The organism is Xanthobacter agilis (assembly GCF_021730435.1).
In the GTDB taxonomy this organism is placed as follows: Bacteria; Pseudomonadota; Alphaproteobacteria; order Rhizobiales; family Xanthobacteraceae; genus Xanthobacter; species Xanthobacter agilis.
The window spans coordinates 17676-42225 of record NZ_JABWGX010000030.1 but is presented as its reverse complement, the minus strand read 5'-3'; the positions used below and the strand labels follow the sequence as shown (position 1 = coordinate 42225).

At 65.8% G+C, this 24550-nt stretch carries 25 protein-coding genes; 13 read left to right on the top strand and 12 right to left on the bottom strand.

From position 1 onward, the window contains the following. Positions 1–255: 255 nt before the first annotated feature. The gene (locus HUW53_RS18480) at positions 256–1953 is read left to right on the top strand and encodes a methyl-accepting chemotaxis protein (protein ID WP_237347227.1); all 1698 of its coding nucleotides are present in this window, start codon (positions 256–258) and stop codon (positions 1951–1953) included. A 121-nt stretch (positions 1954–2074) separates the two neighbouring features. Beyond that, complete coding sequence (locus HUW53_RS18475; RefSeq protein WP_237347226.1) at positions 2075–2605, top strand: gamma carbonic anhydrase family protein; 531 nt, start codon at positions 2075–2077, stop codon at positions 2603–2605. 38 nt (positions 2606–2643) lie between these two features. Here the strand turns inward: HUW53_RS18475 and HUW53_RS18470 are convergent, their stop codons facing one another. After that, positions 2644–3303, bottom strand: a complete 660-nt coding sequence (locus HUW53_RS18470; protein WP_237347225.1) for a transglutaminase-like cysteine peptidase — start codon at positions 3301–3303, stop codon at positions 2644–2646. Between the two features lie 181 nt (positions 3304–3484). On the opposite strand from HUW53_RS18470, the gene HUW53_RS18465 reads away from it, so the two are divergent. Together HUW53_RS18465 and HUW53_RS18460 are read left to right on the top strand one after the other, a co-directional pair. Beyond that, positions 3485–4228 (top strand): rhomboid family intramembrane serine protease, encoded by a 744-nt coding sequence (locus HUW53_RS18465; RefSeq protein WP_237347224.1) that lies wholly within the window; start codon positions 3485–3487, stop codon positions 4226–4228. Between the two features lie 171 nt (positions 4229–4399). After that, the gene (locus HUW53_RS18460; protein ID WP_237347223.1) at positions 4400–4831 is read left to right on the top strand and encodes a CBS domain-containing protein; all 432 of its coding nucleotides are present in this window, start codon (positions 4400–4402) and stop codon (positions 4829–4831) included. 87 nt (positions 4832–4918) lie between these two features. Here the strand turns inward: HUW53_RS18460 and HUW53_RS18455 are convergent, their stop codons facing one another. Further along, positions 4919–5554, bottom strand: coding sequence for a peroxiredoxin (locus HUW53_RS18455; protein ID WP_237347222.1), 636 nt, complete (start codon positions 5552–5554; stop codon positions 4919–4921). A 365-nt stretch (positions 5555–5919) separates the two neighbouring features. Between HUW53_RS18455 and HUW53_RS18450 the strand changes: the two genes are divergently transcribed. Next, on the top strand, positions 5920–7143 hold the full coding sequence (locus HUW53_RS18450) for a diguanylate cyclase domain-containing protein (RefSeq protein ID WP_237347221.1): 1224 nt from the start codon (positions 5920–5922) through the stop codon (positions 7141–7143). Between the two features lie 63 nt (positions 7144–7206). On the opposite strand, the gene HUW53_RS18445 is transcribed toward HUW53_RS18450, so the two are convergent. Then, the gene (locus tag HUW53_RS18445; protein WP_237347220.1) at positions 7207–8895 is read right to left on the bottom strand and encodes a lysine--tRNA ligase; all 1689 of its coding nucleotides are present in this window, start codon (positions 8893–8895) and stop codon (positions 7207–7209) included. 50 nt (positions 8896–8945) lie between these two features. Further along, positions 8946–9164 carry a putative antibiotic biosynthesis monooxygenase gene (locus HUW53_RS18440; RefSeq protein WP_237347219.1) on the bottom strand — a complete coding sequence of 73 codons (219 nt, stop codon included), beginning with the start codon at positions 9162–9164 and terminating at the stop codon, positions 8946–8948. 134 nt (positions 9165–9298) lie between these two features. Here HUW53_RS18440 and HUW53_RS18435 point away from each other — a divergent pair, with 134 nt between their 5' ends. Further along, positions 9299–9931 (top strand): TetR/AcrR family transcriptional regulator, encoded by a 633-nt coding sequence (locus HUW53_RS18435; protein WP_237347218.1) that lies wholly within the window; start codon positions 9299–9301, stop codon positions 9929–9931. Here the strand turns inward: HUW53_RS18435 and HUW53_RS18430 are convergent. Beyond that, on the bottom strand, positions 9925–10833 hold the full coding sequence (locus tag HUW53_RS18430; protein WP_237347217.1) for a transporter substrate-binding domain-containing protein: 909 nt from the start codon (positions 10831–10833) through the stop codon (positions 9925–9927). The genes HUW53_RS18435 and HUW53_RS18430 overlap by 7 nt on opposite strands. Before the next feature lie 146 nt (positions 10834–10979). Here HUW53_RS18430 and HUW53_RS18425 point away from each other — a divergent pair, with 146 nt between their 5' ends. Beyond that, positions 10980–12881, top strand: a complete 1902-nt coding sequence (locus HUW53_RS18425; RefSeq protein ID WP_237347216.1) for a glycosyltransferase — start codon at positions 10980–10982, stop codon at positions 12879–12881. On the opposite strand, the gene HUW53_RS18420 is transcribed toward HUW53_RS18425, so the two are convergent. Next, on the bottom strand, positions 12865–13455 hold the full coding sequence (locus HUW53_RS18420; RefSeq protein WP_237347215.1) for an SCO family protein: 591 nt from the start codon (positions 13453–13455) through the stop codon (positions 12865–12867). The genes HUW53_RS18425 and HUW53_RS18420 overlap by 17 nt on opposite strands. A 57-nt stretch (positions 13456–13512) precedes the next feature. Continuing rightward, positions 13513–13746, bottom strand: a complete 234-nt coding sequence (locus HUW53_RS18415; protein ID WP_237347214.1) for a hypothetical protein — start codon at positions 13744–13746, stop codon at positions 13513–13515. Between the two features lie 393 nt (positions 13747–14139). On the opposite strand from HUW53_RS18415, the gene HUW53_RS18410 reads away from it, so the two are divergent. Both HUW53_RS18410 and HUW53_RS18405 read left to right on the top strand, forming a co-directional pair. After that, positions 14140–14442 carry a hypothetical protein gene (locus HUW53_RS18410; protein ID WP_237347213.1) on the top strand — a complete coding sequence of 101 codons (303 nt, stop codon included), beginning with the start codon at positions 14140–14142 and terminating at the stop codon, positions 14440–14442. Positions 14443–14475: 33 nt separating this feature from the next. Beyond that, positions 14476–15414, top strand: a complete 939-nt coding sequence (locus HUW53_RS18405) for an AEC family transporter (protein WP_237347241.1) — start codon at positions 14476–14478, stop codon at positions 15412–15414. Between the two features lie 4 nt (positions 15415–15418). Here HUW53_RS18405 and gluQRS read toward each other — a convergent pair whose 3' ends face one another. Next, complete coding sequence (gluQRS, locus tag HUW53_RS18400; RefSeq protein WP_237347212.1) at positions 15419–16312, bottom strand: tRNA glutamyl-Q(34) synthetase GluQRS; 894 nt, start codon at positions 16310–16312, stop codon at positions 15419–15421. A gap of 44 nt (positions 16313–16356) precedes the next feature. On the opposite strand from gluQRS, the gene HUW53_RS18395 reads away from it, so the two are divergent. The 3 genes from HUW53_RS18395 to HUW53_RS18385 all read left to right on the top strand — a co-directional run bounded on the left by HUW53_RS18395 (position 16357) and on the right by HUW53_RS18385 (position 18446). Then, on the top strand, positions 16357–17034 hold the full coding sequence (locus HUW53_RS18395; protein WP_237347211.1) for a DNA-3-methyladenine glycosylase family protein: 678 nt from the start codon (positions 16357–16359) through the stop codon (positions 17032–17034). Positions 17035–17066: 32 nt separating this feature from the next. After that, entirely contained in the window at positions 17067–17774 is a 708-nt protein-coding gene (locus HUW53_RS18390; protein ID WP_237347210.1) for an alpha/beta hydrolase, read from the top strand. Positions 17775–17888: 114 nt separating this feature from the next. Continuing rightward, positions 17889–18446, top strand: a complete 558-nt coding sequence (locus tag HUW53_RS18385) for an HNH endonuclease (protein WP_237347209.1) — start codon at positions 17889–17891, stop codon at positions 18444–18446. Between the two features lie 58 nt (positions 18447–18504). On the opposite strand, the gene HUW53_RS18380 is transcribed toward HUW53_RS18385, so the two are convergent. Continuing rightward, the gene (locus HUW53_RS18380) at positions 18505–18978 is read right to left on the bottom strand and encodes a disulfide bond formation protein B (RefSeq protein ID WP_237347208.1); all 474 of its coding nucleotides are present in this window, start codon (positions 18976–18978) and stop codon (positions 18505–18507) included. 317 nt (positions 18979–19295) lie between these two features. Here HUW53_RS18380 and irrA point away from each other — a divergent pair, with 317 nt between their 5' ends. Further along, the gene (gene irrA, locus HUW53_RS18375; RefSeq protein ID WP_370877775.1) at positions 19296–19841 is read left to right on the top strand and encodes an iron response transcriptional regulator IrrA; all 546 of its coding nucleotides are present in this window, start codon (positions 19296–19298) and stop codon (positions 19839–19841) included. Between the two features lie 250 nt (positions 19842–20091). Here irrA and HUW53_RS18370 read toward each other — a convergent pair whose 3' ends face one another. The 3 genes from HUW53_RS18370 to acnA all read right to left on the bottom strand — a co-directional run bounded on the left by HUW53_RS18370 (position 20092) and on the right by acnA (position 24445). After that, positions 20092–20445: a DUF2794 domain-containing protein gene (locus tag HUW53_RS18370; RefSeq protein ID WP_237347207.1), complete on the bottom strand. Its 354-nt coding sequence runs from the start codon at positions 20443–20445 to the stop codon at positions 20092–20094. A 385-nt stretch (positions 20446–20830) separates the two neighbouring features. Next, a complete protein-coding gene (locus tag HUW53_RS18365) occupies positions 20831–21565 on the bottom strand; it encodes a DUF1223 domain-containing protein (RefSeq protein ID WP_237347206.1) in 735 nt (244 codons plus the stop codon). Between the two features lie 183 nt (positions 21566–21748). Next, entirely contained in the window at positions 21749–24445 is a 2697-nt protein-coding gene (gene acnA / locus HUW53_RS18360) for an aconitate hydratase AcnA (RefSeq protein ID WP_237347205.1), read from the bottom strand. Positions 24446–24550 lie beyond the last annotated feature (105 nt).

Genomic DNA, 24550 nt, shown 5'->3' with positions numbered 1-24550 from the left:
TTCCTAAAACTCTTTGCTCGAAATATCCGGAAGTCCTTTCTTGAAGAAAGGACTTCCGGCGCACTGTCATGGAAATGTCAATTGAAATCCGAATTGAATGGAGGTAGTATACTATACATAAGCTAAATCATTCCTGAAGCGTTGCCATGTCGCAAAAGTTGAGATGGCGCGTGGCATGATCGTTTTCCGGGAGCCGAAGCGCGGGGCAGCTATTGGTCCTTTCCGAGGACTGCCAGCGGCGATTGGGGGACTGCGATGTGGTTCAAGAATTGGCCTCTCACCTGGAAGGTCATTAGCCTTCTGTTCGTACTTGGTGCGGTCAGTCTCTGCGGTGGTTATTTCGCCACCTCCAAGATGCTTTGGATAGACGAGATCTATTCAGAACTCCTCGACCATCAAGCGACCGCGGGCGTGAACCTTGCCGATGCGGGGCGCTACATCGCCAAATACAGTGCCGCCATTCCGCAACGGGCGGACGCGGACAATACCATGGACATGTTCCGCACCTCCACGCTGCTGGATGTGGGGCTGGATGGCTTTAAAAGCAACATCGAAAAGGCCAAGGAGCTTCTGCCGGACCGTGCGGCCGAGCTCGGCGGCCTATTGGCCGACTTCCAGAAGGCCGTCGACGGCCCTTGCGCCGACGCCATTACCATCGCGGAGGGTGCCTCCGCGGAAAAGAAGGCCAAGCTCGCGGAAGCCATGAAGGATTCCTGCGATCCGGCACTGGATGCCGTGATCGACCGGCTGACCCAATTCAATCGACAGCTCACCAAGGACATCGCGGGCGAGAAAGTGATCCTTTCGACGACCGCGCAAGACACCGCGTGGCTGACTTTGATCGCCATGTCGGGGGCGACCTTGCTCGTCATCCTCCTGGCGGCCCTCGCGGTACGCCTCGCGGTGGTCCGTCCGGTCCAGCGCATGATGGCCGTGATGGCCGCGCTCGGCAGAGGGGACCTCGACGTCACTGTGACGGGCACGGACCGCAAGGAGGAGATCGGCGCCATCGCGCGGGCGCTGGAGACGTTGCGCGGTCATCTGCGCGCCGCCGAGGGCCTGCGCCAGGACGCGGAGGAGCGCGAGCGGAGCGAGCGGGATCTGCTCGAACGGCGCGAGGAGCTGGCGCACGCCTTCATCGCGCGGATGCAGACCCTCGCCGCCGGCTTCGTGCAATCGTCCAGCGAGGTGGCGGATGCCGCCAAGGGTCTTTCGACCACGGCGGAGGAAACGTCCCGCCAGGCTCAGACCGTGGCGGCCGCGGCCGAACAGGCGGCGATCAACGTGCAGACGGTGGCGGCCTCCTCGGAGCAGATGGCGGCCTCCGTGCACGAGATCAACGGCCAGGTGGTGCGGTCGGCGAGCGTCGCCGACACGGCGTTTGCCGAGGCCGAGGCTTCGAATGCGCGGATCGGGGCGCTTGCGGCCTCCGCCTCCGCCATCGGCGACGTCATCGCCATCATCAAGACCATCGCCACGCAGACCAACCTTTTGGCGCTCAACGCCACCATTGAGGCGGCGCGCGCCGGTGAGGCGGGCCGGGGCTTTGCCGTGGTCGCCGCCGAGGTGAAGGATCTCGCCGGCCAGACCGCCAAGGCCACGGAGGAGATCGCGACCAAGATCGCCGAGATCCAGCTGGCAACCGACGGCACCGTCAGATCCATGACGGAGATCGTGCGGGTGATCGCCGCCATCAAGGAAAACGCGTCCGTCATCGCCACCGCGGTCGAGCAACAAGGCGCGGCCACCTCGGAGATCGCCCAGAGCTGCCAGCAGGCGGCCACCGGCACCCAGCAGGTGACGCAGAACATTTCCACCGTCGGGCGAGCCGCCGAGACCACCGGCAGCGCATCCACCCAGCTGCTGGCCCTCTCCGGCGGGCTGTCGAGCCAGGCCTCCGACCTGCGCCATGTCGTCGAGGGGTTCGTGAAGGATTTCGCGGCGGCGGCCTGACCGCGCCTTCCTCCGCGCGCCGGGTGGGCACAGGGCGAGCGCAAGAGCGGGCGCCGCTCTGGCGCTCGCCGGTCAATGGCGGTAGGGGAGGGGAGCCCCCGGACCCACAGGAGGACTCGCCATGCCCCTTTATGCCATCGATGGGATTGCCCCCGAGCTTCCCGCATCCGGAAACTTCTGGATCGCGCCCACGGCGGTGCTCATCGGCAAGGTGATCGTCAAGGAAGGCGCGAGCATCTGGTTTGGAGCCGTGCTGCGCGGCGACAACGAGCCGATCGTGGTTGGCGAGGGCAGCAACATCCAGGAAAACAGCGTGCTCCACACCGATCCCGGGTGTCCGCTCACCATCGGATCCGATGTCACGGTGGGCCACAATGTGATTCTGCACGGCTGCATCATCGGCGACCACAGCCTGATCGGCATGGGGGCCACGGTGCTCAATCGCGCGATCATCCCGTCGCATTGCCTGGTGGGCGCCGGAGCTCTGGTGACGGAAGGGAAGACATTTCCCGAGCGGTCCCTGATCGTCGGCTCACCGGCGAAGGCGGTGCGCAGTCTGGATGATGCGGCGGTGGAGGGGCTGGCCAAGAGCGCGCTCAATTACCAACGCAATGCCCTGCGTTATGCGCAAGGTTTGGTGCGGGTCGACTGACCCGGGAGGCAATCGGGCAGGCAATCGGGGAGGGCGCCTCAGCGCCCGCCACCCACCACCGGCGGCGACGGAACGAGGGTCTCCCCTAGGGACACCCATTCGGACGGGCGCGCCTGCGACTGCCGCTTCACATAGCGATAGCCGGTTTCCTTCCAGGACAGGATTTCATCTTCCTGATTGTCGAGGATCAGGTCGCCGTGGTCGGTCACCACCGTGAGCACGGCGTGGCCGTCTCCCTCGCGGTCGCGAACTACGGTGATGAGCAGCGCCGACCCTGGCCAGCCCAGGTTAAGGAGCGTGCGGCGCTTTTCCAGGACATAGTCCTCGCAATCCCCCTTGCCGTCGTCGGGATAAGCCCAGCGCTCGGTCTCGCCATAATGCTCGAGGTCGGTTTCCGGCTGGATGCGGGCGTTGACGCCGCGGTTGACCCGGTCGATGTCCGCCACCTTCTGCTCGTCCAGGTGGATGACGGCGACATGCGCACCTGAAATGCCGCAGTCGCGCGGGTGCTCGGCGCAAAAGCGGGTGTAGCCCGCCGGCGCGGATGTCGCGCGCCCATCGGCGAGGTGCCGGGGGGCGAAGGCGGGTGAAAGATTGGCGAACCGCTGCTCCTGCGCGGTCGCGGGGCCGAAGCCGGCATAAAGCAGAGCCATGGTGAGCAGGATCTGCAGCAGGGTCTGGGGCAGGCGCTTCGACATCGCGGGCATCCGCAGCGGTTAATAAAATGATAATGCCGCAGATCGACCGTAATTGCGCCGTCAACCTTCCGTTAACCTTAATTCCCGTTAAGGTTTTGGATATGACTGGGGCGACCACGCGGAATGTGCGTGGGCGGGGATTTTTCTTGCCGCGCCGCGCTGGGCTGCCTATGTCGAGGGGGTGCTGTACCGCCCTCCCTTTCCGCCCGCGCCGGCCCGTGAGCCGGTCTTCAACCTGCCCGCCAGCATTGTCGGCGTGTCGCTCACGCTGATTGCCATTCATGCGGTGCGGGTTCTCGTCCTCAGCACCGGCGCTGACGTGGAGGTGCTGACCTATTTCGCCTTCATCCCCGCGCGCTACACCCTGCCCGACACTTTGTTCTACCTGCCGGGCGGGTTCGGGCCGAAGGTGTGGTCGGTGGTCAGCTACGCGCTGCTCCACGCCAACTGGATGCATGTGGGCGTCAACCTGGTCTGGTTCCTGGCCTTCGGCACGCCGGTCGCCCGCCGGTTCGGAACCCTGCGTTTCCTCCTGTTCTGCGCGGTGACGGCCGCGGCGGGGGCGGGGGCCCACTATCTCAGCCACCCCGATGGCATCATGCCCTTGATCGGCGCATCGGCGACGGTGTCCGGCGCCATGGCGGCGGCCATGCGTTTTGCCGTGTCACCGGGCGGCATTCTCGCCGGGGGCAGGGGCGCGGGGGATCACCACCCGGCCGAATCCCTCCTCGACAGCCTGAAGAATCCGCAGATGCTGATCTTCATCGCCATCTGGTTCGCCCTGAATCTGCTGTTCGGGCTTGGCGTCTCAGTGCCCGGCGCGGATGGGGCGGAGGTGGCGTGGCAGGCCCATGTGGGCGGGTTCCTTGCGGGGCTTCTTCTGTTCGGCCTGTTCGATCCCGTCCCGCGGCTCCGGGTGACGTGAGACGCGGACCGCCTTCCTGGTATCTGCGTACATCCTGACGTTGCGCATGTGTGAAACGCACTTGCGTCAACCGGCATTGCGATGGATCCTTTCCCTTCGAGCAGGTCGGCGCGGGCAAAAACAACCGGGCCATACCGGGCCCCGGCCGGCGCAGGAAGGGAGTGGACGCCAATGTCGGTGAGCAGGATTTTGCAGCAAAAGGGCGGGGATATCGTCACCATCTCGCCTCGGGCCACCCTGAGCGAGGCCGTCGAGCGCCTGGCGCGGCATCACATCGGTGCCATCGTGATCGTGGACGAGCACATGGCCGTGGAAGGCATCATTTCCGAGCGCGACGTGGTGCGCCTTCTGGGCGAGCGGGGCACGGAAGCCCTTTCAGCGCCCCTCGACACCGTGATGACACGCGCCGTGGTCACCTGCACGGGAGAAGAGACGGTTCCCATGATCATGGAGCGCATGACACGCGGGCGCTTCCGCCATGTGCCGGTGGTGAACGGTGATCGTCTGGTGGGCATCATCTCCATTGGCGACGTGGTGAAATACCGCGTGGAGGAGATGGAGCGCGAGCACGCCGAGCTGCGCGAATACATCATGTCGGCTTGATGCAGGCTCCGGTCGGCCGTCGCGGCCGACCGGAGGATGGATGTCCGCGCCTCGAGAGGGCGCAGCTTCACTCGCGAGGGCGCAGCTTCACTTGCCGGGCTGAGGCACGAACCGCAGATAGGGCTTCACGGCTTTCCAGCCCTCGGGGAACTTTTCCTTCGCCGCGGCATCGGACAGGGACGGCACGATGATGACATCGTCCCCGGAGGTCCAGTTCACCGGCGTTGCCACGGAATGGTTGGCGGTGAGCTGAAGGGAATCGATGACGCGCAGGATTTCATCGAAATTGCGGCCGGTGGACGCCGGGTAGGTGATGGACAGCTTCAGCTTCTTGTCGGGACCGATCACGAACACCGAGCGCACGGTCGCGGTGTCGCTCGCGTTGGGGTGAATGAGGTCGTAGAGGCCAGAAACCGTCCGGTCGGCATCGGCGATGAGCGGGAAATTCAAGGTGGCGCCGGTGGCGTCCTTGATGTCCTGTACCCAGGCCGGATGATTTTCCACCGTGTCGACCGACAGGCCGATGACCTTCACGCCCCGCTTGTCGAACTCCTCCTTGAGACGAGCAACCTGCCCCAGTTCGGTGGTGCAGACGGGCGTGAAATTCTTCGGATGGGAAAACAAGATCCCCCAATCGTTTCCAAGCCAGGCGTGAAAGCTGACCGGGCCTTCCGTGGTCTCGGCGGTGAAGTCGGGAACCGTATCCCCAAGACGCAAGCTCATATCGGGCTCCAATTCACACTGAAATCAAGCGAATATCTCATTATAACATTAAATCCATAGATAAAAAGATATTTGGTTCGGGGCGCGCGTGCGGGTTTTTTCAGGTCGCCGCGGGGAGGATGCGTTGTGCGCGTGGTGTCCCTATGATGCGCATAGCCCAGTGACGCCCACGGGCGAGAGGAAGGAGTTCCGGTCCATTGATCGCGGAGGACGAGAAGCGGGTGACGGGCGAGGGGGACGCACACTGTGCGCCGGTGGCCCAAGGGGCGGTTTGCCGATTTGCCCGTGCCGGTTTCAACGTGACGGCGGCCTTCCTGTCTTCTGCATCGGCACCGGCCGAGCCTCTGCCGCCGGGAGTGTTGGAGATGTGCGCGCGTGCCGCCGCATGTCGCGACGTGGTGGTGGTGGAGGATGTCGCGGCCGAGGCCGGCCTTGCGGATGTGGCGTTCGGGCCTGACTGTCCGGTCGCCGGCTTTTGCGCCGCGACCCCTCTGTTTGCCGGGGAGCCGGAGGCGCCGCTGCTGGGCACCCTTGTGCTGGCTGACCCCATGCCCCGTGTTTTTCCGCCGCATCTGAAACAAAGGCTTGCGGAGCTCGGGGCCCTTGCCGCCGCACAACTAAGGCTGGAAGAGGCCGCCCGGCGGGCCTCCGCGGAGGCCGCGCTTTACCGGCTTCTCGCCGATCATTCGACCGATACAATCGTGCGTGGCGATCTTGACGGTGTCCGCCTTTATGTGTCGCCGGCCGTGCATAGCCTGCTCGGCTACACGCCTGAGGAGCTGGTGGGCCGGCGGGCGGTGGAACTCGTGCATCCGCAGGACCTGCCGGAGTTCCAGGCCTTGATGCGGCAGATCCGCGAAGGGCGGATCGAGCGCGGGCGGAGTGAGCAGCGCCAGCGGCACAAGAATGGTCAATGGGTCTGGATCGAGGCGTTCATCCGCCTCACCTCCGACAAGACAACGGGCCGGCGCGACGGGTATGTGGTTTCGGTGCGCGACATCTCCCGCCGCAAGGCAGCCGAGGACCATCTCGCCCATCTGGCGACGCATGATGCGCTCACGGGCCTTGCCAACCGCAGCCGGCTTCAGGAACGGCTGGGCGAAGAACGGACCCGCGGGCAGCGGACCGGCACCGGCTTTGCCGTGCTATGCCTCGATCTCGATCACTTCAAGCAGGTGAACGACGCCTATGGACACGAGGCGGGAGACGCGGTTCTGCGCTCCGCCGCCATCCGCATCCAGCAGGCGAGCCGGGAAGAGGACCTCGTCGCGCGGCTTGGTGGCGATGAATTCATCGTCGTCCTGCGCTGCTGCCCCGCGCCCGGTGCCGCCGCCGAGCGCCTCTCGGAGCGGCTGATCGAGATGATGGCGCAACCCATCAGTTATCGCGGCGCCTCGGTCGAGGTCGGCACCAGCATCGGCATTGCCGTCGCAAGCTCGGCCATGGTGGCCCGCGGGCTCGACCTGGACGAGCTGCTGCGCAAAGGCGATCAGGCGCTCTATCGGGCCAAGGCGTTCGGACGCAACCGCTTTATCGTCGCGCCGCAAGAGGACGCCGACGCGCCGGGGCAGCCCCCGGCGCCGCTCTGACCGGTCTGTCCACCGCCGCCCGAGCATGCGGCGGCGGTGGACAAGAAGGTGTCATACTACCGCTCAATCCTGGCCGCTGGCCAAGGTACCACCCAGCGCCTTCGCAATGAGCGCCCGCGTTTCGGGAATGCCGTAGATCTCCACGAACGACCCGAACCGAGGCCCCCGCTCCAGACCCAGCAGCACCTGATAGAGCGTGTTGAACCACTCGATGGAGACCCCGGGCCGTTCCGCTGTCGCGCCCTTCGCCTTCAGGTCCTGGTAGCGGGGAATCGGCCGGGCCACATCGTAAAGCGCGTTCTGGATGTCGTCCGTATTGGCGCCGGCGGGCAGGGCGGCCAGTGCCGCGTCGAGCGTCGCCAGGGCCTCGCGCTCGACCTCGTCCGGTGCCCGGAACACCTTGTTGGGTTTCACGAAGTCGTGGAAATACTTCACCGCATAGCCCACCAGCTCGGCGAGCTTGGGGTGGGTCTGCGCCGACACCCCAGGCACATGGCGGTTGAGGAAGCCCCACAGCACCGATTCGTCCTCGGTGTTCGAGGCGGAGGCGAGGTTCAGCAGCATGGTGAACGACACGGGCATGTCCACCTGGGGCGGATTGCCGGCGTGAATGTGCCACACCGGATTGCCGAGACGCTGCTTCCAATCCTGCTCGGGATATTTGGCGAGGAAGTTGAAGTAGTCATCCACATTGCGCGGAATGACATCGAAGAACAGACGCTTGCCGGAGCGGGGCGACTGATACATGAACAGGGCAAGGCTCTCGGGCGAGGCATAGCGGAGCCACTCTTCAATCGAGAGGCCGTTGCCCTTGGACTTGGAGATCTTCTGCCCCTTCTCGTCGAGGAACAGCTCGTAATTGAAGCCGTCGGGGGGATCGCCACCAAGTGCGGTAGCAATCTTGGCCGAGAGCTTCACCGAATCGATGAGGTCCTTGCCCGCCATCTCATAATCGACGCCCATGGCGACCCAGCGCATGGCCCAGTCGGGCTTCCATTGCAGCTTGCAATGACCGCCGGTGACGGGAACCGTCACGTTTTCCCGCGTCTCCGGGTCCTCATAGGTCACGGTGCCGGCCGCCACGTCGTGAGAGAGGATCGGCACCTGGAGCACCCGGCCGGTGCGCGGGCACAGCGGCAGGAAGGGCGAGTAGGACGATGCCCGCTCCTCGCGTAGCGAGGGCAGCATGATCTCCATCACCTTCTCATAGTTCGCCAGGATCTTGAGCAGGGTCGCGTCGAACTTGCCGGAGAGGTAGCAATCGGTGGCCGACATGAATTCGTATTGGAAGCCGAAAGCGTCCAGGAAGCTGCGCAGCCGGGCGTTGTTGTGCGCGCCGAAGCTCGGATGCGTGCCGAACGGGTCGGGAACCTTGGTGAGCGGCAGGCCGATGGCGGCCTTCAGCATCTCCTTATTCGGCACATTGTCCGGCACCTTGCGCAGGCCATCCATGTCGTCCGAGAAGGCGACAAGGCGGGTCTTCACCTTGCCCTCGGTGAGGATGTGGAAGGCGTGGCGCACCATGGTGGTGCGGGCCACCTCGCCGAAGGTGCCGATGTGCGGAAGACCCGAGGGGCCATAGCCGGTCTCGAACAGAATCTCGTCCGGGCCGTGTCCCTTGGGTTTGCGCTTCAGCCGTTCCACCAGCTTGCGGGCCTCCTCGAACGGCCAGGCTGTGGCCGTCTCGGCGACGCGCTTCAGCTCACCGGCAAGTTCAGCCGGAACAGCAAAGGCGGACGAGGCTTCAGTCATGACAAACTCCAGAAAAGGAGCGCGATACTTAGGAAGGCGCAGCGGTTGCGTCAACGCGCACGAGAGGGGGTGCGGGTCCGCGCCAGCGGCAGCACCACATGAACCATGCCCACCACCATGGGCGGCACGGCGCACAATGTCGTCGCCCATACCGGCCAGCCGGCCGTGAGCGGAGACAGAGCCTCCAGGATCAGATTGATGAGGACATAGGCCCCGATCATCATCACTCCGAGAAAACGCAGGTGGGACAAGGTTGGCAGGCGGATCATGGCAAGCCCCGGCGAGTTGAAACGGAACGGTCCGTTTCTATTTTGGGTTTGATATATACGGATCGTTTCGTTTATCAAGGGGTGATGTCCCTGGCGCACGAATTTCCGGGGCAAGGATGGAAGGGAGCGGCGACGTGAAGCGAGACCCATCCCGGGCGCAGGCGATCGAACCGGCGTCGACGCGTGACGGCCATCGCCGCGCATCCATCGGCGCGCGGCGCAGCCCGCAGGCGGAGGAGGCGATCCTGGACGCGGCCCGTGCGCTGCTCGCGGAGCGCGGCTATTCGGGCTTTTCCATTGATGAGGTCGCGCGCCGCGCCGGGGCCGGCAAGCCCACCATCTACCGATGGTGGCCGACCAAGGCGGATCTGTTCATCGACGTCTACAGCGCCGAAAAGAGCGCGGCGCTGGTGCCGCCGGAGACGGGGGCGCTGTGGAGCGATCTTCTGGCTTACACGCGCGCCCTATGGGCCTTTTGGCGTGACACGCCTTCGGGGCGCACCTTCCGCGCCCTGATCGCCGAGGCCCAGGCCAGCACGCCGGCGCTGGTCGCGCTGCGCGACAAATTCCTGCCGGAGCGGCTGAAGGATGTGCGGCACATGTTCGATGAAGCGGCCGCCCGCGGCGAGATCCGCCCGGAGGCGGTGCCGCATCTGCTCCCGCTCTACATCGGCTTCAACTGGTACCGTCTGTTGACGGACCAGATCGCGGACGATCCGGAGGACATCACAATCATGGCGCGCACGCTGGCCGGCACGCCTCAATAGAAGCCGATGGGGAACCAGCGCAGATAGAGGTCGGTATAGACCCCCTTTTCCCAGATGCGCTGGAGCGCGTAGTCGATGGCGTGGCGCAGCTTGTCGTTTCCGGCCTTCACCGCCACGGCGAACCCTTCGCCGAAAAAGCGGCTCTCCGTGAACGCCCCTCCCGCGAACACGCAACAGCCCGCGGAATCGGCGCCGTTGAGCCAGAGCGCCAGGGTGATGCCATCGCCGAACAGCAGGTCCACGTCGCCGTTGCGGAGCGCCGTCTGCGCGCTCTTGAGATCCGGATAGGGACGAATGGCGGCTTCGTTGAAGAAGGAGCGCAGGTAGGCCTCGTGGGCGGTGCGTGACACCACCGCGATGCGCTTGCTGGCGATGGTCTCGGGCACGGCATCGGCCGGCGCCTGCCCCTTGCGGGCCACGAAGCGGGCGGGCGTGCCGAGATAGCGTTCCGAGAAGTCGAGCCCGGCGCGATTGCCGGGGGTGGCCACGAGCCCGGCGAGGGCCGCATCGGCCCGGCCCTGCTCTATGGCCTCCATCAGGCTGTCGAACGCCACGGCCTGGATGGCGCAGGCCACCTGCAACTCGGCGCAGATGGCGCGGGCGAGATCCACGTTGAACCCGGTCAGCACGCCCTCGGCGCTCAGGAAGTTGAAGGGCGGATAATCGTCGGAGGTGACGATTCGCAGTTCCTTGGGCAGATCCGCGGCGTCGGGACGCTCCAGGCGCCGTTCGGAATTCCAGAAACTTGGCACGACCACAGGCGCGGTGAGCCCGCGGGTCGGTGCATCCGGACGCGGCGTTTCCGCGCGCGCGTCTCCGTGCACCGTCACCGACAACAGAAGCGTCAGCACCGTGCCGGCCAGCAGCAACCAAAGCCTGGGATGACTTCGTTGTGCAATCATACCTATTATATCTTTCGGTTGCATCTGGGGGCAATCGGATAGCCATGGTGATGGAGGCCGCTCGCGCCGGCAAGGGGCCGCCGGGGCGACAGACAGGAGCGACGCCGAACGCGCGGGTCTGCGATCCGGGTATCGGGCCGGCGCGGATGGATCGACGCCCGAGTGATGGACCCGTCCTGCCGGTGGAGCTTGCCGCCTGCGGCGGCCTTTTGCCTGCCGCGTTTCTCTCCGCCGTCCACGACCGGGCGCGGCGGGTGGGCGCGGGTGGCGATGAAGTGCTGAGGTGTGCCGGGCGCGTGCGGGATGACGAGATGGCGCAGGCGCTGGCCGATCATCTCGGTCTTCCCCTGGTGCAGGCGGTGGACGGCCTTTTCGTCCCCGCATCCCCGGTGCCGGCGGCGGTGGCGGATTGGGCCAAGGGTCTGTTGCGCACCGGCGTGCATGCTGGGTTTGATGCCAGCCGGCGGGTTGTTTTCACCCTGGCCGTGCGGGGGCGGGCGGTGCGCCGCCTGGCGCGCGCGCTCCGCGTGGATCCTAGCTTGCGCGCGCGCCTGCGGTTGATCGCCCCGGATGCGCTGCGACGGCAGGTGATGGAAGAGGCGGGCGAGGCGATCGCCCATGACGCGGCCTTTGCCTTTCGAGATGCAGCGCCCGACCAGTCGGCCGGGGCGCTGAAGGCTTCCCGCGCGCTGCTGGCCCTCACCGTCGTGATCGCCGCCGTGGCGGGTGGGGGCGCAGTGCTGGCACCCGAGCTCACCTTTCTGGCGACACTGGCGCTGCTCTCGCTGATCTTCCTGTCCTGGATCGCCCTGCGCCTGGCCGGCTGCCGGTTCGACGCCGACGAGACTGAACCGCTGCCGGCTCAAGATCCGGCGATCGAGGACCGCCATCTGCCGGTCTACACCCTCTTGATCCCACTCTATCAAGAGGCGGCGAGCGTGCCCCGGCTGCTGGCCGCCATGCGGGCGCTCGACTATCCGCCGGAGAAATTGGACATCAAGCTGGTGGTCGAGGCCGACGACGGGGAGACCCGCGCGGCCATCGCGGCCGCCGGCCTGCCGCCCCAGATGGAGGAAGTGGTGGTGCCCAATGTGGGCCCGCGCACCAAGCCAAAGGCCCTCAACATGGGGCTGACCTTCGCGCGGGGAACCTATGTCGCGGTGTTCGACGCCGAGGACCAGCCGGAGGAGGACCAATTGCGGCGCGCCCTTGCCGCGTTTCGAAGGGGTGGGCGGCGCGTGGCCTGCGTGCAGGCGAAGTTGCGCGTGGACAATGGGGCGGAGCGCTGGATCAGCGGCCATTTCGCGGCTGAATACGCAGGCCAGTTCGACGTGCTGCTGCCGGTCCTCAGCGCCCTGAAGCTGCCGATTCTGCTGGGTGGTACCTCCAACCACTTCCGCCGGGATGTTCTGGAGGACCTCGGCGGGTGGGACGCCTTCAACGTGACCGAGGATGCCGATCTCGGGATCCGCCTTGCCCGCACGGGGTGGCGCACGGAGGTCATCGCATCGACCACATTCGAGGAAGCGCCGGTCAGCCTGGGTGGGTGGCTCGGGCAGCGCACACGCTGGTTCAAGGGCTGGGCGCAGACCCTTCTCGTCCATGGCCGGCACCCGCGCAGCCTGCTGCGGGATCTCGGCTGGCGCGGCGCGGCCACCGTGGGGGTTCTGACCCTGGGTCCGTTCGTGTCCGCCTTGCTGCATCCGTTCGGCATGGCGCTGCTGGGATGGAACCTCGCGCGCGGCACCTTGGGCGCGCTGGGCGACAATTGGATGGAGGTTTTCACGTCCGCGCTGACCTATGCCACCCTGGCGGTGGGCTATGGCGGCACGGCCCTCACCATGTCTGTCGGCCTTGCCCGGCGCGGAGACCGGCTGCGCGGCAGCCTGTTCTGGACCATCCCCCTCTATTGGCTCCTGCTGTCGCTCGCCGCCTGGCGCGCCGTGATCGAACTGATCCGCAGACCCTACCATTGGGAGAAGACAGCCCATGGCATTTCCACCCGCCGGCTCCCCCTGTGGTCCCGACGGCTCAGAAATAGCGCTTGAGTTCCGCCGCGGCGCGTTCGGGCGGCTGCTTGGAATCGAAGGGTGCGACGAAAGTTCCCGTCTTGTCCATGAGATAGACCACGGCGGTGTGGTCCATGGTGTAGTCGCCACCGCTCAGAGGCACCTTGCGGGAATAGACCCGGTATTCCTTCTTGATGGCGTCGGTGTTCTCCGCGCTCCCGGACAGGCCGCGAATCTGCGGTGCGAAGCTGCCGAGGTAGGACTTCATGAGGGCGGGGGTGTCGCGCTCGGGGTCCACGGTGACGAAGAAGGCCTGAACCTTGTCGGCGTCCGGACCCAGCGCGCCAAAGATTTCAGACATTTCAAACAAGGCCGTCGGGCACACGTCCGGACAGTGGGTGAAGCCGAAGAAGATGAGGCTGGGCTTGCCCTTGAGCACGGCCTCGGTGACCGGCACCCCATTTTGATCCACCAGCGCGAAAGGTCCTCCGACGGCGGCGGAGGTCTGGATCTGCGGCCGTCCCGGCAGCAGCATCGTGACCCCCACCACAAGAATGAGGGCGCCAGCAGCGAAAGCGCCGAAAAGGGTCATCAGCTTGAGGCGCGGCGACATGGATCCACCCATGGAAGAAAGACGCAGGGACAGGACGGCGGGCGCGATCCGGCCCCCTCACATGCAGGCGCCGATGCCCGCCGACAGCGTGTCGAAGAACACCGTGGCCCCGTGGCGCAACCAAAGCAGCAGCGCCGCCGCGAACAGCGCGCCCGCCAGCGCCGCGGCCAGCCAGAGGCCGATGCGGCTCCAGAACGCGAGCGTGGCATCCGGCTCGCGCACCGCCAGCAGGGGCGCGGGAAGGGGGGCGGGAAGGGGTGCGAATGTCGATCTGTGGCCGCTGAGGCGCATGGCGAAAGTCCGGAACGGGAGCGCTCTGGTGCAGGAGGCTCCTCTGCAGGTTCCCGTTAGATTAGACCCCTCGCCCCAGCGCGCCAAGGGCAGGGTACTGAAGGGGACTGGCCGATCCGTTCGACAGGCGGTTGACGGGCCGTCGGTGGCCCCTTAACAATAATAACATGTCTTTTTCCGGAGCCCAGCCGTCGGCTTTCGCCCCCGTTGCGCGGCGAATTCCCCGCCCGGTCGACCAAGTCGGCCGGGTGAAATGACGCGTCGGCCTTAAGGCCGGCTTCAGGCGCTGTGTGTCGATGCGCCACTACAGGCGCCCACTGGCGATCGCGACCGCTCCCGGTCTTCGTAGATGCGCCGCGCCGCACACGCATCCCTCGTTCCGGAACATCCATCATGCTGTCTACCGTTTCCGCGCCCGCGGGCGGCGCACTCCATCGCCTCGTCGTCGAGGCGGAACCGTCCGCCAATGTGCTCCTGCGCCTGCTTGAGCCGTTCGTGATCCATGACGTCCTGCCCCTTCGCATGGAAAGCCGCGCGGAGGGGGCCGCTTTGCGCCTTGCCGTCACCTTTCGGGCCGCCGGGGACGTCGCCGAACGGCTGAAGATGCGCCTTTCGGTGCTGCCGGTGGTGTGGTGCGTGAGCCTCGAATCGGCCGCGCCGCAGGTGGGGGCCGAGCCGCTCACCGTTGCAGCCTGAACCGCCATCCGCCGGAAGAAGACGACCTTGCCCATGCTGTCCACCATCGCCGACATCGCCGTCATCGTCCTGCCGGTGTTCGGCATGGTGGCCATCGGCTATGGCGCGGCGCGGGTGGGCCTCGTGAGCGAGAAGGCGTCCGATGGGCTTGCCGAATACGTCTTCAACCTGGCCCTGCCGGTGCTGATCTTCCGCACGCTGTCGGAAGCCAAGCTGCCGCAGGCCCAGCCCTGGGGGTACTGGATCGCGTATTTCGCGGGCGCCTTCTTGGTGTTCGGTCTCGCCATGCTGATCGCGCGGCGGCTGTTCCATCGAGGCCATCAGGAGTCCGTCATCCACGGCTTCGCGGCCGGGCAGGCGAACACCGTGTTCGTGGGCGTTCCGCTGATTCTGAAAGCGTATGGGGAGGCCGGCGCGGTGCCGCTGTTCCTGCTCATCGCCATCCACCTGCCCATCATGATGGTGGCGGCCACGGTGCTGCTCGAAGGCGGGGCCGGCTTCTCGCGCGCGACCATCGTGCGCCTTGCGAAGCTGCTGGCGCTCAATCCCATTTTGGTCGGCATCTATGCGGGCGGGATCGCGCAGGTGTTCGGGATTCATGCCGCCGGCATCCCCCGGCAGCTCGTGGATCTCCTGAGCGCCTCGGCGACGCCGTGCGCTTTGGTGGCGCTCGGCCTGTCGCTGCGGCATTACGGCGTCACCGGCGATGTCCGCCCGCCGGTCGTCATCACTTTTCTTAAGCTCATGGTGCATCCGGCTGCGGTATTCCTGCTCACCCGGATCCTGCCCATGCCGCCGGTGTGGGCCGGCGTGGCGGTGCTGTTCGCGGCCATGCCCTCGGGCATCAACGGCTATCTTCTGGCGCAGCGCTATGGCGTGGCGGTGAGCACCACCACCAGCGCGGTGTCCCTCTCCACCGCCTGCGCCGTCGTCACGGTGGCTTTCTGGCTGCTGGTGCTCGGGGTCGGCTGAAGGGTCAGAACAGTTCCAGCCGCTGGCGGACCTCCTGCGGCGTGACGCCGGCGGCCCGAAGCGCGGCAAGGCTGGTGGCATCGCTGCTCTTGGACAATTTGCGGCCGGCTTGGTCCAGAATGAGCCGGTGGTGGTGATAGACCGGCGGAGGCAGGCGCAGCAGATGCTGCAGCAGCCGGTGCACGGCCGTCGCCTCGAAGAGATCCATGCCCCGGATGACGTGGCCGATGCCCTGGGCCGCATCGTCCATCACAACCGAAAGGTGGTAAGATGTTGGCACCTCGCGCCGGGCCAGGATCACGTCGCCCCACCGCGCCGGCTCGGCCGGAACGGCGAGAAGCGGCCCCTCCGGCGTTCCCTGCGCCTCCAGCCAGGACAAGGGCGCATCGCGCGTGGCGAGGGCCCGCGCCATGTCGAGCCGCATCACGAACGGCGCCCCCGCCGCGCGCCGGGCCGCGCGCGCGGCGTCGCTCATGCTCTCGCGCGCAAAGGGAAAGAGCGGCCCGCCATCGGGATCGCGCGGATGGGGCAGGCCGGTTTCGGCCTCTCGGGCACGCACCGCGCGCAGGATCTCGCCGCGGCTCTCGAACGCCGGATAGACGAGGCCCAGCGCTTCGAGCCGGGCGAGCGCGGCCGCATACTCCGCGAAATGTTCCGATTGCCGGCGCGGCGGCCCGTCGGGCGTGATGGAAAGCCAGGCGAGGTCTTCCATGATGCCTGCTTCATATTCGCGGCGGCATCGGGTGGCGTCGATGTCTTCGATACGCAACAGAAAGGTGCCGCGCGCCCGGCGGGCGGCCGCCTCGTTCACCATCGCGGAATAGGCGTGGCCGAGGTGGAGCCGCCCATTGGGGCTGGGCGCAAAACGGCAGACGAACGGACCGGGAAGGAGACTCATGATGCCCTGGCTTACCACGCGCGCCGACCGGCCGGAGCCACCGCATGGCCGGTGAGCTGCCCGTGCAACCCTCCGGCGAACGGGTTCTCACCGACCAGACGGCCTTTGAGTCCGCATTCACCGGCCTTCTTCAAGCCGACCCGCGGCTCGAGCCCTTAGCTCAACTGACCGGAATACCCGCGCTGCGGCGCCGGCCCGCCGGCTTTGCGGGGCTCATGGGGATGGTGGTGGCCCAGCAGCTTTCGGTGGCCGCGGCGCGCGCCATCTCGGCGCGGCTCGATGAGGTGCTCGACGGCGCCGCAACCACCGGCGGATTTCTGCGCGCGACGCCGGAAGCGCTTCGTGCCGCCGGCCTCTCCGCTCCAAAGATCCGCACCCTGACCGGCCTCGCCACGGCCCTCGACAGCGGCGCGGTGGACCTTGATGCGATCGGCCGATCGCCTGCGGAGGCGGCGGTGGCGGAGCTGATGCGCTTGCCCGGTGTCGGGCGCTGGACGGCGGATCTCTACCTTCTGTTCAGCCTCGGTCGCGCGGACGCTTTCCCGAGCGGCGATCTGGCCTTGCAGGTGGCGCTGGGCGAGGCTTTCGCGCTCGGCGGGCGCTGCACGGAAGAGGGGGCGTTGGCCATCGCGGAGGACTGGCGGCCCTGGAGGGGCGTAGCCGCTCACCTCCTATGGGCCTATTATGGCGCCCGGCGCGCGCGGGCCGGCGTGCCGGGATGAGCCGATACGGCCGGACTGGGGGGCATTGCACCATGTCATTTCCGCTCGACGGCGTTTCTCTGGACGCGCCCCTTCTCGACGGGCCGCGCTTGCGTCCAAAAGCCGGGGGTGCCGCCGACAGCCTGGTGGTTCTGCTCCATGGCTATGGCGCCGACGGACGGGACCTGATTGACCTGGGCAACGCCTGGGCGGACCTTCTGCCCCATGCCGCCTTCGTCTCGCCCCATGCCCCCGAGCCGTGCGGACAGGCGCCGGTGGGGCGGCAGTGGTTTCCGCTCACCTTCCGTGACCCGCACGAATTGCCGCGCGGCGCGCAGGCGGCCGCGCCGCTGCTGCGCGCCTTCCTGGACGTGGAACTGGCCAAGCTCGCTCTGCCGCCAGAGCGCCTTGCTCTCGTGGGCTTCAGCCAGGGTGCCATGATGGCGCTGAAGGTGGGGCTCGCGGAAGATCTGCGGCCGGCTGCCGTGGTGGCCTTTTCCGGCATGTGGGTGGATGCTTCCGCGCCCCATCCGGCTCCGGTTTCCAATCCGCCGCCGGTGCTGCTGCTGCACGGCGAGGATGATGAGGTCATTCCCGCCCAGGCCCTGTTCGGTTCAGCCAAGGCGCTGGCGGCCGCCGGCGTTCCGGTGGAATGGCATCTTAGCCCCGGCCTCGGCCACGGCATCGATGACGCGGAGCTTGCCATCGCCGGCTCGTTCCTGGCGCAGAGCCTTGGTGGCCGAAGCCACGGCGCCCGCTGAAGCAGGGGTGCGACACGCCCGGCCTTCACAACACTGACATGGTGAATATAGAGTATCGCCGCGCATCGTGATCGACTGGCTCGATTCGATGGGAAAGGACGAGGAGTTCGGTCTTTGACCACTGCTTTGTCACCAGGTGCCTGGCCGGCGCTCGTGCTCAATGCGGACTACCGCCCATTGAGCTACTACCCTCTGTCGGTCTGGTCATGGCAGGACGCCATAAAGGCGGTCTTCCTGGATCGGGTCAATATTGTCGAATATTACGACAAGGCGGTCCGAAGTCCGGGATTTGAAATCAGGTTGCCGAGCGTCGTTTCCCTAAGAACATTCGTCAAACCGACCCGACAACCGGCCTTCACGCGCTTCAATGTCTTCCTGCGCGACCGCTTCTCCTGCCAATACTGCGGCTCGCGCGACGACCTGACTTTCGACCACCTCATTCCGCGCTCCCGGGGCGGACAGACCACCTGGGAAAACGTCGTCACCGCCTGCTCCCCCTGCAATCTGCGCAAGGGCGGCTATATGCCGGGTGACCTGGATATGTGGCCGGCACAGATGCCGTTTCAGCCTTCCGTCCAGGACCTGCACCAGAACGGCAGACACTTCCCCCCGAACTATCTGCATGAAAGCTGGCTCGATTATCTCTATTGGGATACCGAACTGGACCCGTAAGCGATTCGCGACGTGGGTTTGACAGCCCGCGCGGTGACAGCCGTGCGGTCCTGATGCCTCAGAGCGTGCGACCTGTTGCCGCTGCACGGCCGGCCACCAGGGCCAATGCCGCCGCGATGATGGCGTTCCATCCCGCCATGGATAGGCCGAGGAGCCGCCACGCGGCCTCGTCGCAGCGTGGCACGTTCGCCCCCTTCAGCGCTGAAAGGATGTCTCCCGTCACCATGGTCGGGGCTCCCGTGCAGGAGGTCGGGCCGGACCAGAAGCGCCATTCCACACCCGCATGGAAGACTGCCAGCCCCAGATTGCCGAGCATCAGCAATGCTAGCACCGCGAGCAGCACACGCCCCGTGCGTGAATGACCGGCAGCCAGCACCGCGATCGCCACGAGACCCAGGGGAAGGCCGATATAATAAGGAATCCTCTGGTCCAGGCACAGCGGGCAGGGCGCCAGCCCCACCACCAGTTGAAAAAACCACGCCGCCGCCACGGCGAATGCGGAGCCCGCCGTGACCAGGATGGCCGCCGCCACGGGAGAGGCCGGGGAAGGGAGGGGTCGGGTTGCCACGCGCGGGCCTCTGTCGCTGTTTTGTCGCATACGCCCTCGCCGAGGCGCGTGGCGATGGCGATAGACCTGCCATGCCGCCCTGTCCATGCTCCGGCGCCCCAATGCCGCGTCTGTGACCATGACGGCACATTCGTACCTTGGAGTTATTCCTACTCACCCTTCCCGTATGGCTCCGCAGCGCAACATGGGGTATAAGTTGCTAGTCGTCTTCGGAGGCATTCGCATTGCGTTTCCCCTCCGCTGGCATATTTTGGTGATAGCCATAACGATTGCGGACCGAAATGAACGAGATGCCCCGATCCCGATCCACCTTCGGTATTCCCGTTGCCCAGAGCACCGAAGGTCGTGATGAACCCTTGCTTCCGGTGGCCCAGCTCCGCGACATCACGGTCGCGCGCCGCACCGGCTGTCCGTTCCATGACGTGCGGGAGATGCTGCGCGAGGTGGGGCTGCGCCCGACTCGTCAGCGTCTCGCCCTCGGCTGGTTGCTGTTCGCCAAGGGCGACCGCCATGTGACGGCGGAAATCTTGCACGAGGAAGCCATCAAAGCGCGCTTCCCGGTGTCTCTCGCCACCGTCTACAACACGCTGCACCAGTTCACCGAAGCCAGCCTGCTGCGCGAGGTGGCCGTGGATGGGTCGAAGACCTATTTCGACACCAATTCATCCGACCACCATCATTTCTATCTCGAAGGTCAGAACGATCTGGTGGACATTCCGGCCAGCGACGTGGTGGTGAACCTTTTGCCCGAACCTCCGGAAGGCTACGAAGTGGCACGGGTGGATGTGGTGGTGCGGCTGCGCCGCAAGAGCAATCGTCCATCCTGAAGGCGGCCCTCTTCTGAGGTGGCCGAAGGTCTCGGGAGCGGCTTCGGCCTGCACCGTGCCCGTCGTGCTTGACCTTGGAGCGGGCTCAAGAGCGTAGTTTTCATGAACGCGCGTGCCATTAGCCTCCTCGGGGTGGGGAGGCTGCGGCGCGCGTTTTCATTTCAGGATGAGCCGTCCCCGCAAGAGCATTCGCTCCGCCTTCATGGGCCTCGCCCAACCGGCGGATTCGGGACGCGCGCAAGGCGGCGGTTCAAACCTCGCGCAGGGGTTTTTCCAACACCGCCAAAACGCGGGGCAGGTCATGTCCCCGCTTCAGGATGAGCCCGGTCTGAGAAACGACCGCATAGGCCCCCTGCCGACGGGCGAGACGCGGGTCTTTCTCGATCCGATAAAGCGGGACATCCAAGGCCCGACGGAAGATGGAGAAGACGGCCTTGTCGCGGGTGAAGTCGATGGCATAGTCGCGCCATTCGCCACACGCCACCATCCGCCCATAGAGATCGAGAATCCGGTCGAGTTCCCTGCGATCGAAAGTCACCCGTGCCGTCAGGCCCGGGGGTGAGCCCGCCGCACGGGCCAAGCTTATGGGCTCCACGTCTCCCATTGCCTCTCCTTCCCATTGGCTGGCGCGGCGCACAACATTGCCGACGCTCCATGATCGTCGGGGGGGCGCGCCCTTTCAAGAGGGTCCGTAGCCGGCGGCGCACTGAGGTCGGCCTTTTTTGATGCCGCCGTGCCCATCACGCCAACGTTAGGAGAATCACAGTGTCGCCGGATTTCGGCCCATTGCCCGCCGTTCGGAGGGACGAAAGTGTTTCTCGTAGCAGGGCCGGTTCGTGAGGCGCCCCGGTTATCCCAGCCCCCCAGCCCCACCGGGGCGAATCCGAACCGGCCACTGCTACGCAACAACTTCAGACCCCCAAGTTGAGCCGCCCTTACGGGCGGCTTCTTTTTTGAGGTGCGCGCAGGCGTCGCGCGCCCGTCGTCAGCTATTGAAGGGCGAGGAGCGTCGCGCCGAGAATGGGGCCGGGCGCCGAGGAGGTGCCGGCTTGCAGGAGGATGGCGATTTGGTCCACCTCGTCCCGCTGGATATCGCTCAGCTTGATCTTCAGGCGCTGTTTTGCGCCGTCCCATGTGCCGAGCGGCATCCACCCCCGCACGACATTGGAATACGTGACATCACGGCCGCCGTTCTCCCCGCGATCGATGGTCACCGACTTGGAGCTGGCCACCGGGCAAGCCCATAGCTCGGCGCCTTCCGGAGGGGCCGCGGACTCGGGAATCTCGATTTCCATCACATCCCCGTTCCGCCGCGCCTTGATGGGGACGCTCAAGGCCCGGCCGTTGCTCGGGTCGCTTATGATCGCGCGCTGAAGCGCCGCCCGGTCGCTGCCCTTGACCGCGTGCACGCCATCCACCACCGCCTGCGGCGTGTAGATCTTGTGATCGGCGCGCTTCTCCGCATAGGCCTTCTGGCGCACGGAATGGCCGTGCAGCGCCAGCGTGTCTTTCCAGCCGATATAGTCCCAATAGTCCACCGGCATGGTCAGAACGATCAGCCGCGGATCCTTGGCCAGCTCGGCAAATAAAGCATCAGCCGGGGGACAGGACGCGCATCCCTGGCTCGTGAACAGCTCGACCACCGCCTTGGGCTGGCTCTGCGCCACGGCCGGAACGGCAACAAGGGATATGGCGAAGGCGAGAGCTGTGCGCGTGAACATCATCTTCGCAATGATCGATGCTGAAAGGAAGCCGCATTGGGGATAGCGGACGCGGCCCGCCTCCACCAGTCACAAAGGGGTGTCACGCCCTTCGTCCGGGCACAAAGTCCGTCGCGCATTGCGACAGGCATGAAAAAGGCCGGTCCGGATTGCTCCGGGCCGGCCGTTTGATGTCGCTTCAGGCGATCAGGCCGCGAGCGAGCGCAGCACGTAAGGCAGGATGCCGCCGTTGCGGAAGTAATCGAGCTCGTCCAGCGTATCGATCCGGCAGATGAGGTCGACGTTCTTGACCGAGCCGTCGGCGAACTTGATTTCGGCGGTCAGGGTCTGGCGGGGCTTCAGGTCGCCCTCGATGCCCTTCAGGGTGACGATCTCGTCGCCCTTGATGCCGAGCGTCTGCCAGCTTTCGCCGTCCTTGAACACCAGCGGCACGATGCCCATGCCGACCAGGTTCGAGCGATGGATGCGCTCGAAGGACTGGGCGACGACGGCACGCACGCCGAGCAGCTTGGTGCCCTTGGCCGCCCAGTCGCGCGACGAGCCGGTGCCATATTCCTTGCCGGCGAACACCACCAGCGGCACGCCCTCGGCCTTGTACGTCATGGCCGCGTCGTAGATGGCGAGCTGCTCGCCGTCCGGATAATGGACGGTCACGCCACCTTCCACGCCGGGAACCATCTGGTTCTTGATGCGGATGTTGGCGAAGGTGCCCCGCATCATGATTTCATGGTTGCCGCGACGGGTGCCGTACTGGTTGAAGTCCACTGGGCGCACCTGATGGTCGATCAGGTACTTGCCCGCCGGAGAGGCCTGCTTGATGGAGCCGGCCGGCGAGATGTGGTCGGTGGTGATGGAGTCGAGGAACAGGCCGAGCACGCGGGCGTCGATGATGTCCTTCACCGGCTCCGGGGTCTTCTGCATGCCCACGAAGTAAGGCGGATTCTGCACATAGGTCGAGGCATCCTGCCAGGCATAGGTCTGGCCTTCCGGCGCCTGGATCTTCTGCCAGTGCTCATCACCCTTGAACACGTCCGAATACTTTTCCTTGAACATCTTCTTGGTGATGTTCTCGCGGATGTACGCGGCGATTTCCTTGTTGGAGGGCCAGATGTCCTTGAGGTAGACCGGCTTGCCATCCTTGTCGGTGCCGAGCGGCTCGGTGGTCAGGTCCACCTGGAGCGAGCCGGCGATCGCATAGGCCACCACCAGGGGCGGGGAGGCGAGGTAGTTCGCCTTCACGTCCGGGTTCACGCGGCCTTCGAAATTGCGGTTGCCGGAGATGACGGCGCCCGCGACCAGGTCATTCTTGTTGATCGCCTCGGAGATGGCTTCCGGCAGCGGGCCGGAATTGCCGATGCAGGTGGTGCAGCCGAAGCCCACAAGGTTGAAGCCCAGGGCGTCGAGATCTTCCTGCAGGCCGGACGCCTTCAGATAGCCCTCGACCACCTGCGATCCGGGCGCGAGCGAGGTCTTCACCCACGGCTTGGACTTCAGGCCCTTCTTCACCGCCGCCTTGGCCAGCAGGCCGGCGGCGATCAGCACCGAGGGGTTGGAGGTGTTGGTGCAGGAGGTGATGGCGGCGATCACCACGTCGCCATGACCCACCGTATAGTCCGCGCCGGTCACCGGAACGCGCTTGGCAACCTCGCCGGGCTTCTTGAACTCGCCTTCCAGAGCGGCGATGAAGCCGGCCTTGGAATCAGAGAGCAGCACCCGGTCCTGCGGCCGCTTCGGGCCGGCGAGCGAGGGCAGAACGCTGTCGAGGTCGAGCTCCACGGTGTCGGTGAACACCGGATCGGGAGTGTCCTTCTTGCGCCACATGCCCTGGGCCTTGGAGAACTTCTCCACCAGCTTGACGCGGCTGTCCTTGCGGCCGGTCTCGTCCAGATAGTCGATGGTCTCGCTGTCGACCGGGAAGAAGCCGCAGGTGGCGCCGTATTCAGGCGCCATGTTGGCGATGGTGGCGCGGTCGGCGAGGGAGAGGTGGTCCAGGCCGGGGCCGTAGAATTCCACGAACTTGCCCACCACGCCCTTCTTGCGGAGCATCTGGGTGACGGTGAGCACGAGGTCGGTGGCGGTGATGCCTTCCTTCAGCTTGCCGTCGAGCTTGAAGCCGATCACCTCGGGAATGAGCATGGAGATGGGCTGGCCGAGCATGGCCGCCTCGGCCTCGATGCCACCCACACCCCAGCCGAGCACGCCGAGGCCGTTCACCATGGTGGTGTGCGAGTCGGTGCCCACCAGTGTGTCTGGGTATGCAACAACCACCTTTTTACCGTCGATCTTCTCCTCGCGGGTCCAGACCGTCTGGGCGAGGTACTCGAGATTCACCTGGTGGCAGATGCCGGTTCCGGGCGGGACCACGCGGAAGTTGTCGAACGCGCTCTGACCCCACTTCAGGAAGCGGTAACGTTCCTGATTCTGCTTGTATTCTTCCTCGACATTCTTCCCCAGGGCTTTGTTCGAGCCGAAGAAATTGACGATCACCGAGTGGTCGATGACGAGGTCGACAGGCACCAGCGGGTTGATCTTGGCGGGGTCGCCACCGAGGGCCACCATGGCGTCGCGCATGGCGGCAAGGTCCACCACGGCGGGCACGCCGGTGAAGTCCTGCATCAGCACGCGGGCGGGGCGGTAGGCGATCTCTTTTTCCGCCTTGCCCTTGTTGTTGATCCAGTCGGCGACCGAAAGGATGTCGTCCTTGGTGACCGAGCGGCCATCTTCGAAGCGCAGCAGGTTCTCCAGGAGCACCTTCATGGAGAAGGGCAGGCGGGAAATCCCCTCGAGCCCATTCTTCTCCGCGGCTTCAAGGCTGTAATAGACGTATTCGTGGTCGTCCACCTTGAGGGTGGTGCGGCACTTGAAGCTGTCGAGGGATGTCACGGCGCGTTCTCTCCGTTGTAATGACGATCAACGCCAATAATCAAAGGTGGTCGGAGCGGCACCCCACCACCTCGAAAGGTGCGGTTTGGCGGCTTTATAGAGCCA

What these genes read in the sequence shown, in the direction of transcription:
- HUW53_RS18425 (WP_237347216.1), top strand. Translation starts at nt 10,980, where the DNA reads ATGGATCGACGCCCGAGTGATGGACCCGTCCTGCCGGTGGAGCTTGCC.
- HUW53_RS18455 (WP_237347222.1), bottom strand. Translation starts at nt 5,554, where the DNA reads ATGAGCTTGCGTCTTGGGGATACGGTTCCCGACTTCACCGCCGAGACC.
- HUW53_RS18470 (WP_237347225.1), bottom strand. Translation starts at nt 3,303, where the DNA reads ATGTCGAAGCGCCTGCCCCAGACCCTGCTGCAGATCCTGCTCACCATG.
- gluQRS (WP_237347212.1), bottom strand. Translation starts at nt 16,312, where the DNA reads ATGAGTCTCCTTCCCGGTCCGTTCGTCTGCCGTTTTGCGCCCAGCCCC.
- HUW53_RS18430 (WP_237347217.1), bottom strand. Translation starts at nt 10,833, where the DNA reads ATGATTGCACAACGAAGTCATCCCAGGCTTTGGTTGCTGCTGGCCGGC.
- HUW53_RS18410 (WP_237347213.1), top strand. Translation starts at nt 14,140, where the DNA reads ATGCTGTCTACCGTTTCCGCGCCCGCGGGCGGCGCACTCCATCGCCTC.
- irrA (WP_370877775.1), top strand. Translation starts at nt 19,296, where the DNA reads ATGAACGAGATGCCCCGATCCCGATCCACCTTCGGTATTCCCGTTGCC.
- HUW53_RS18480 (WP_237347227.1), top strand. Translation starts at nt 256, where the DNA reads ATGTGGTTCAAGAATTGGCCTCTCACCTGGAAGGTCATTAGCCTTCTG.
- HUW53_RS18370 (WP_237347207.1), bottom strand. Translation starts at nt 20,445, where the DNA reads ATGGGAGACGTGGAGCCCATAAGCTTGGCCCGTGCGGCGGGCTCACCC.
- HUW53_RS18365 (WP_237347206.1), bottom strand. Translation starts at nt 21,565, where the DNA reads ATGATGTTCACGCGCACAGCTCTCGCCTTCGCCATATCCCTTGTTGCC.
- HUW53_RS18450 (WP_237347221.1), top strand. Translation starts at nt 5,920, where the DNA reads ATGTGCGCGCGTGCCGCCGCATGTCGCGACGTGGTGGTGGTGGAGGAT.
- HUW53_RS18415 (WP_237347214.1), bottom strand. Translation starts at nt 13,746, where the DNA reads ATGCGCCTCAGCGGCCACAGATCGACATTCGCACCCCTTCCCGCCCCC.
- HUW53_RS18475 (WP_237347226.1), top strand. Translation starts at nt 2,075, where the DNA reads ATGCCCCTTTATGCCATCGATGGGATTGCCCCCGAGCTTCCCGCATCC.
- HUW53_RS18390 (WP_237347210.1), top strand. Translation starts at nt 17,067, where the DNA reads ATGTCATTTCCGCTCGACGGCGTTTCTCTGGACGCGCCCCTTCTCGAC.
- HUW53_RS18405 (WP_237347241.1), top strand. Translation starts at nt 14,476, where the DNA reads ATGCTGTCCACCATCGCCGACATCGCCGTCATCGTCCTGCCGGTGTTC.
- HUW53_RS18440 (WP_237347219.1), bottom strand. Translation starts at nt 9,164, where the DNA reads ATGATCCGCCTGCCAACCTTGTCCCACCTGCGTTTTCTCGGAGTGATG.
- HUW53_RS18420 (WP_237347215.1), bottom strand. Translation starts at nt 13,455, where the DNA reads ATGTCGCCGCGCCTCAAGCTGATGACCCTTTTCGGCGCTTTCGCTGCT.
- HUW53_RS18460 (WP_237347223.1), top strand. Translation starts at nt 4,400, where the DNA reads ATGTCGGTGAGCAGGATTTTGCAGCAAAAGGGCGGGGATATCGTCACC.
- HUW53_RS18395 (WP_237347211.1), top strand. Translation starts at nt 16,357, where the DNA reads ATGGCCGGTGAGCTGCCCGTGCAACCCTCCGGCGAACGGGTTCTCACC.
- HUW53_RS18445 (WP_237347220.1), bottom strand. Translation starts at nt 8,895, where the DNA reads ATGACTGAAGCCTCGTCCGCCTTTGCTGTTCCGGCTGAACTTGCCGGT.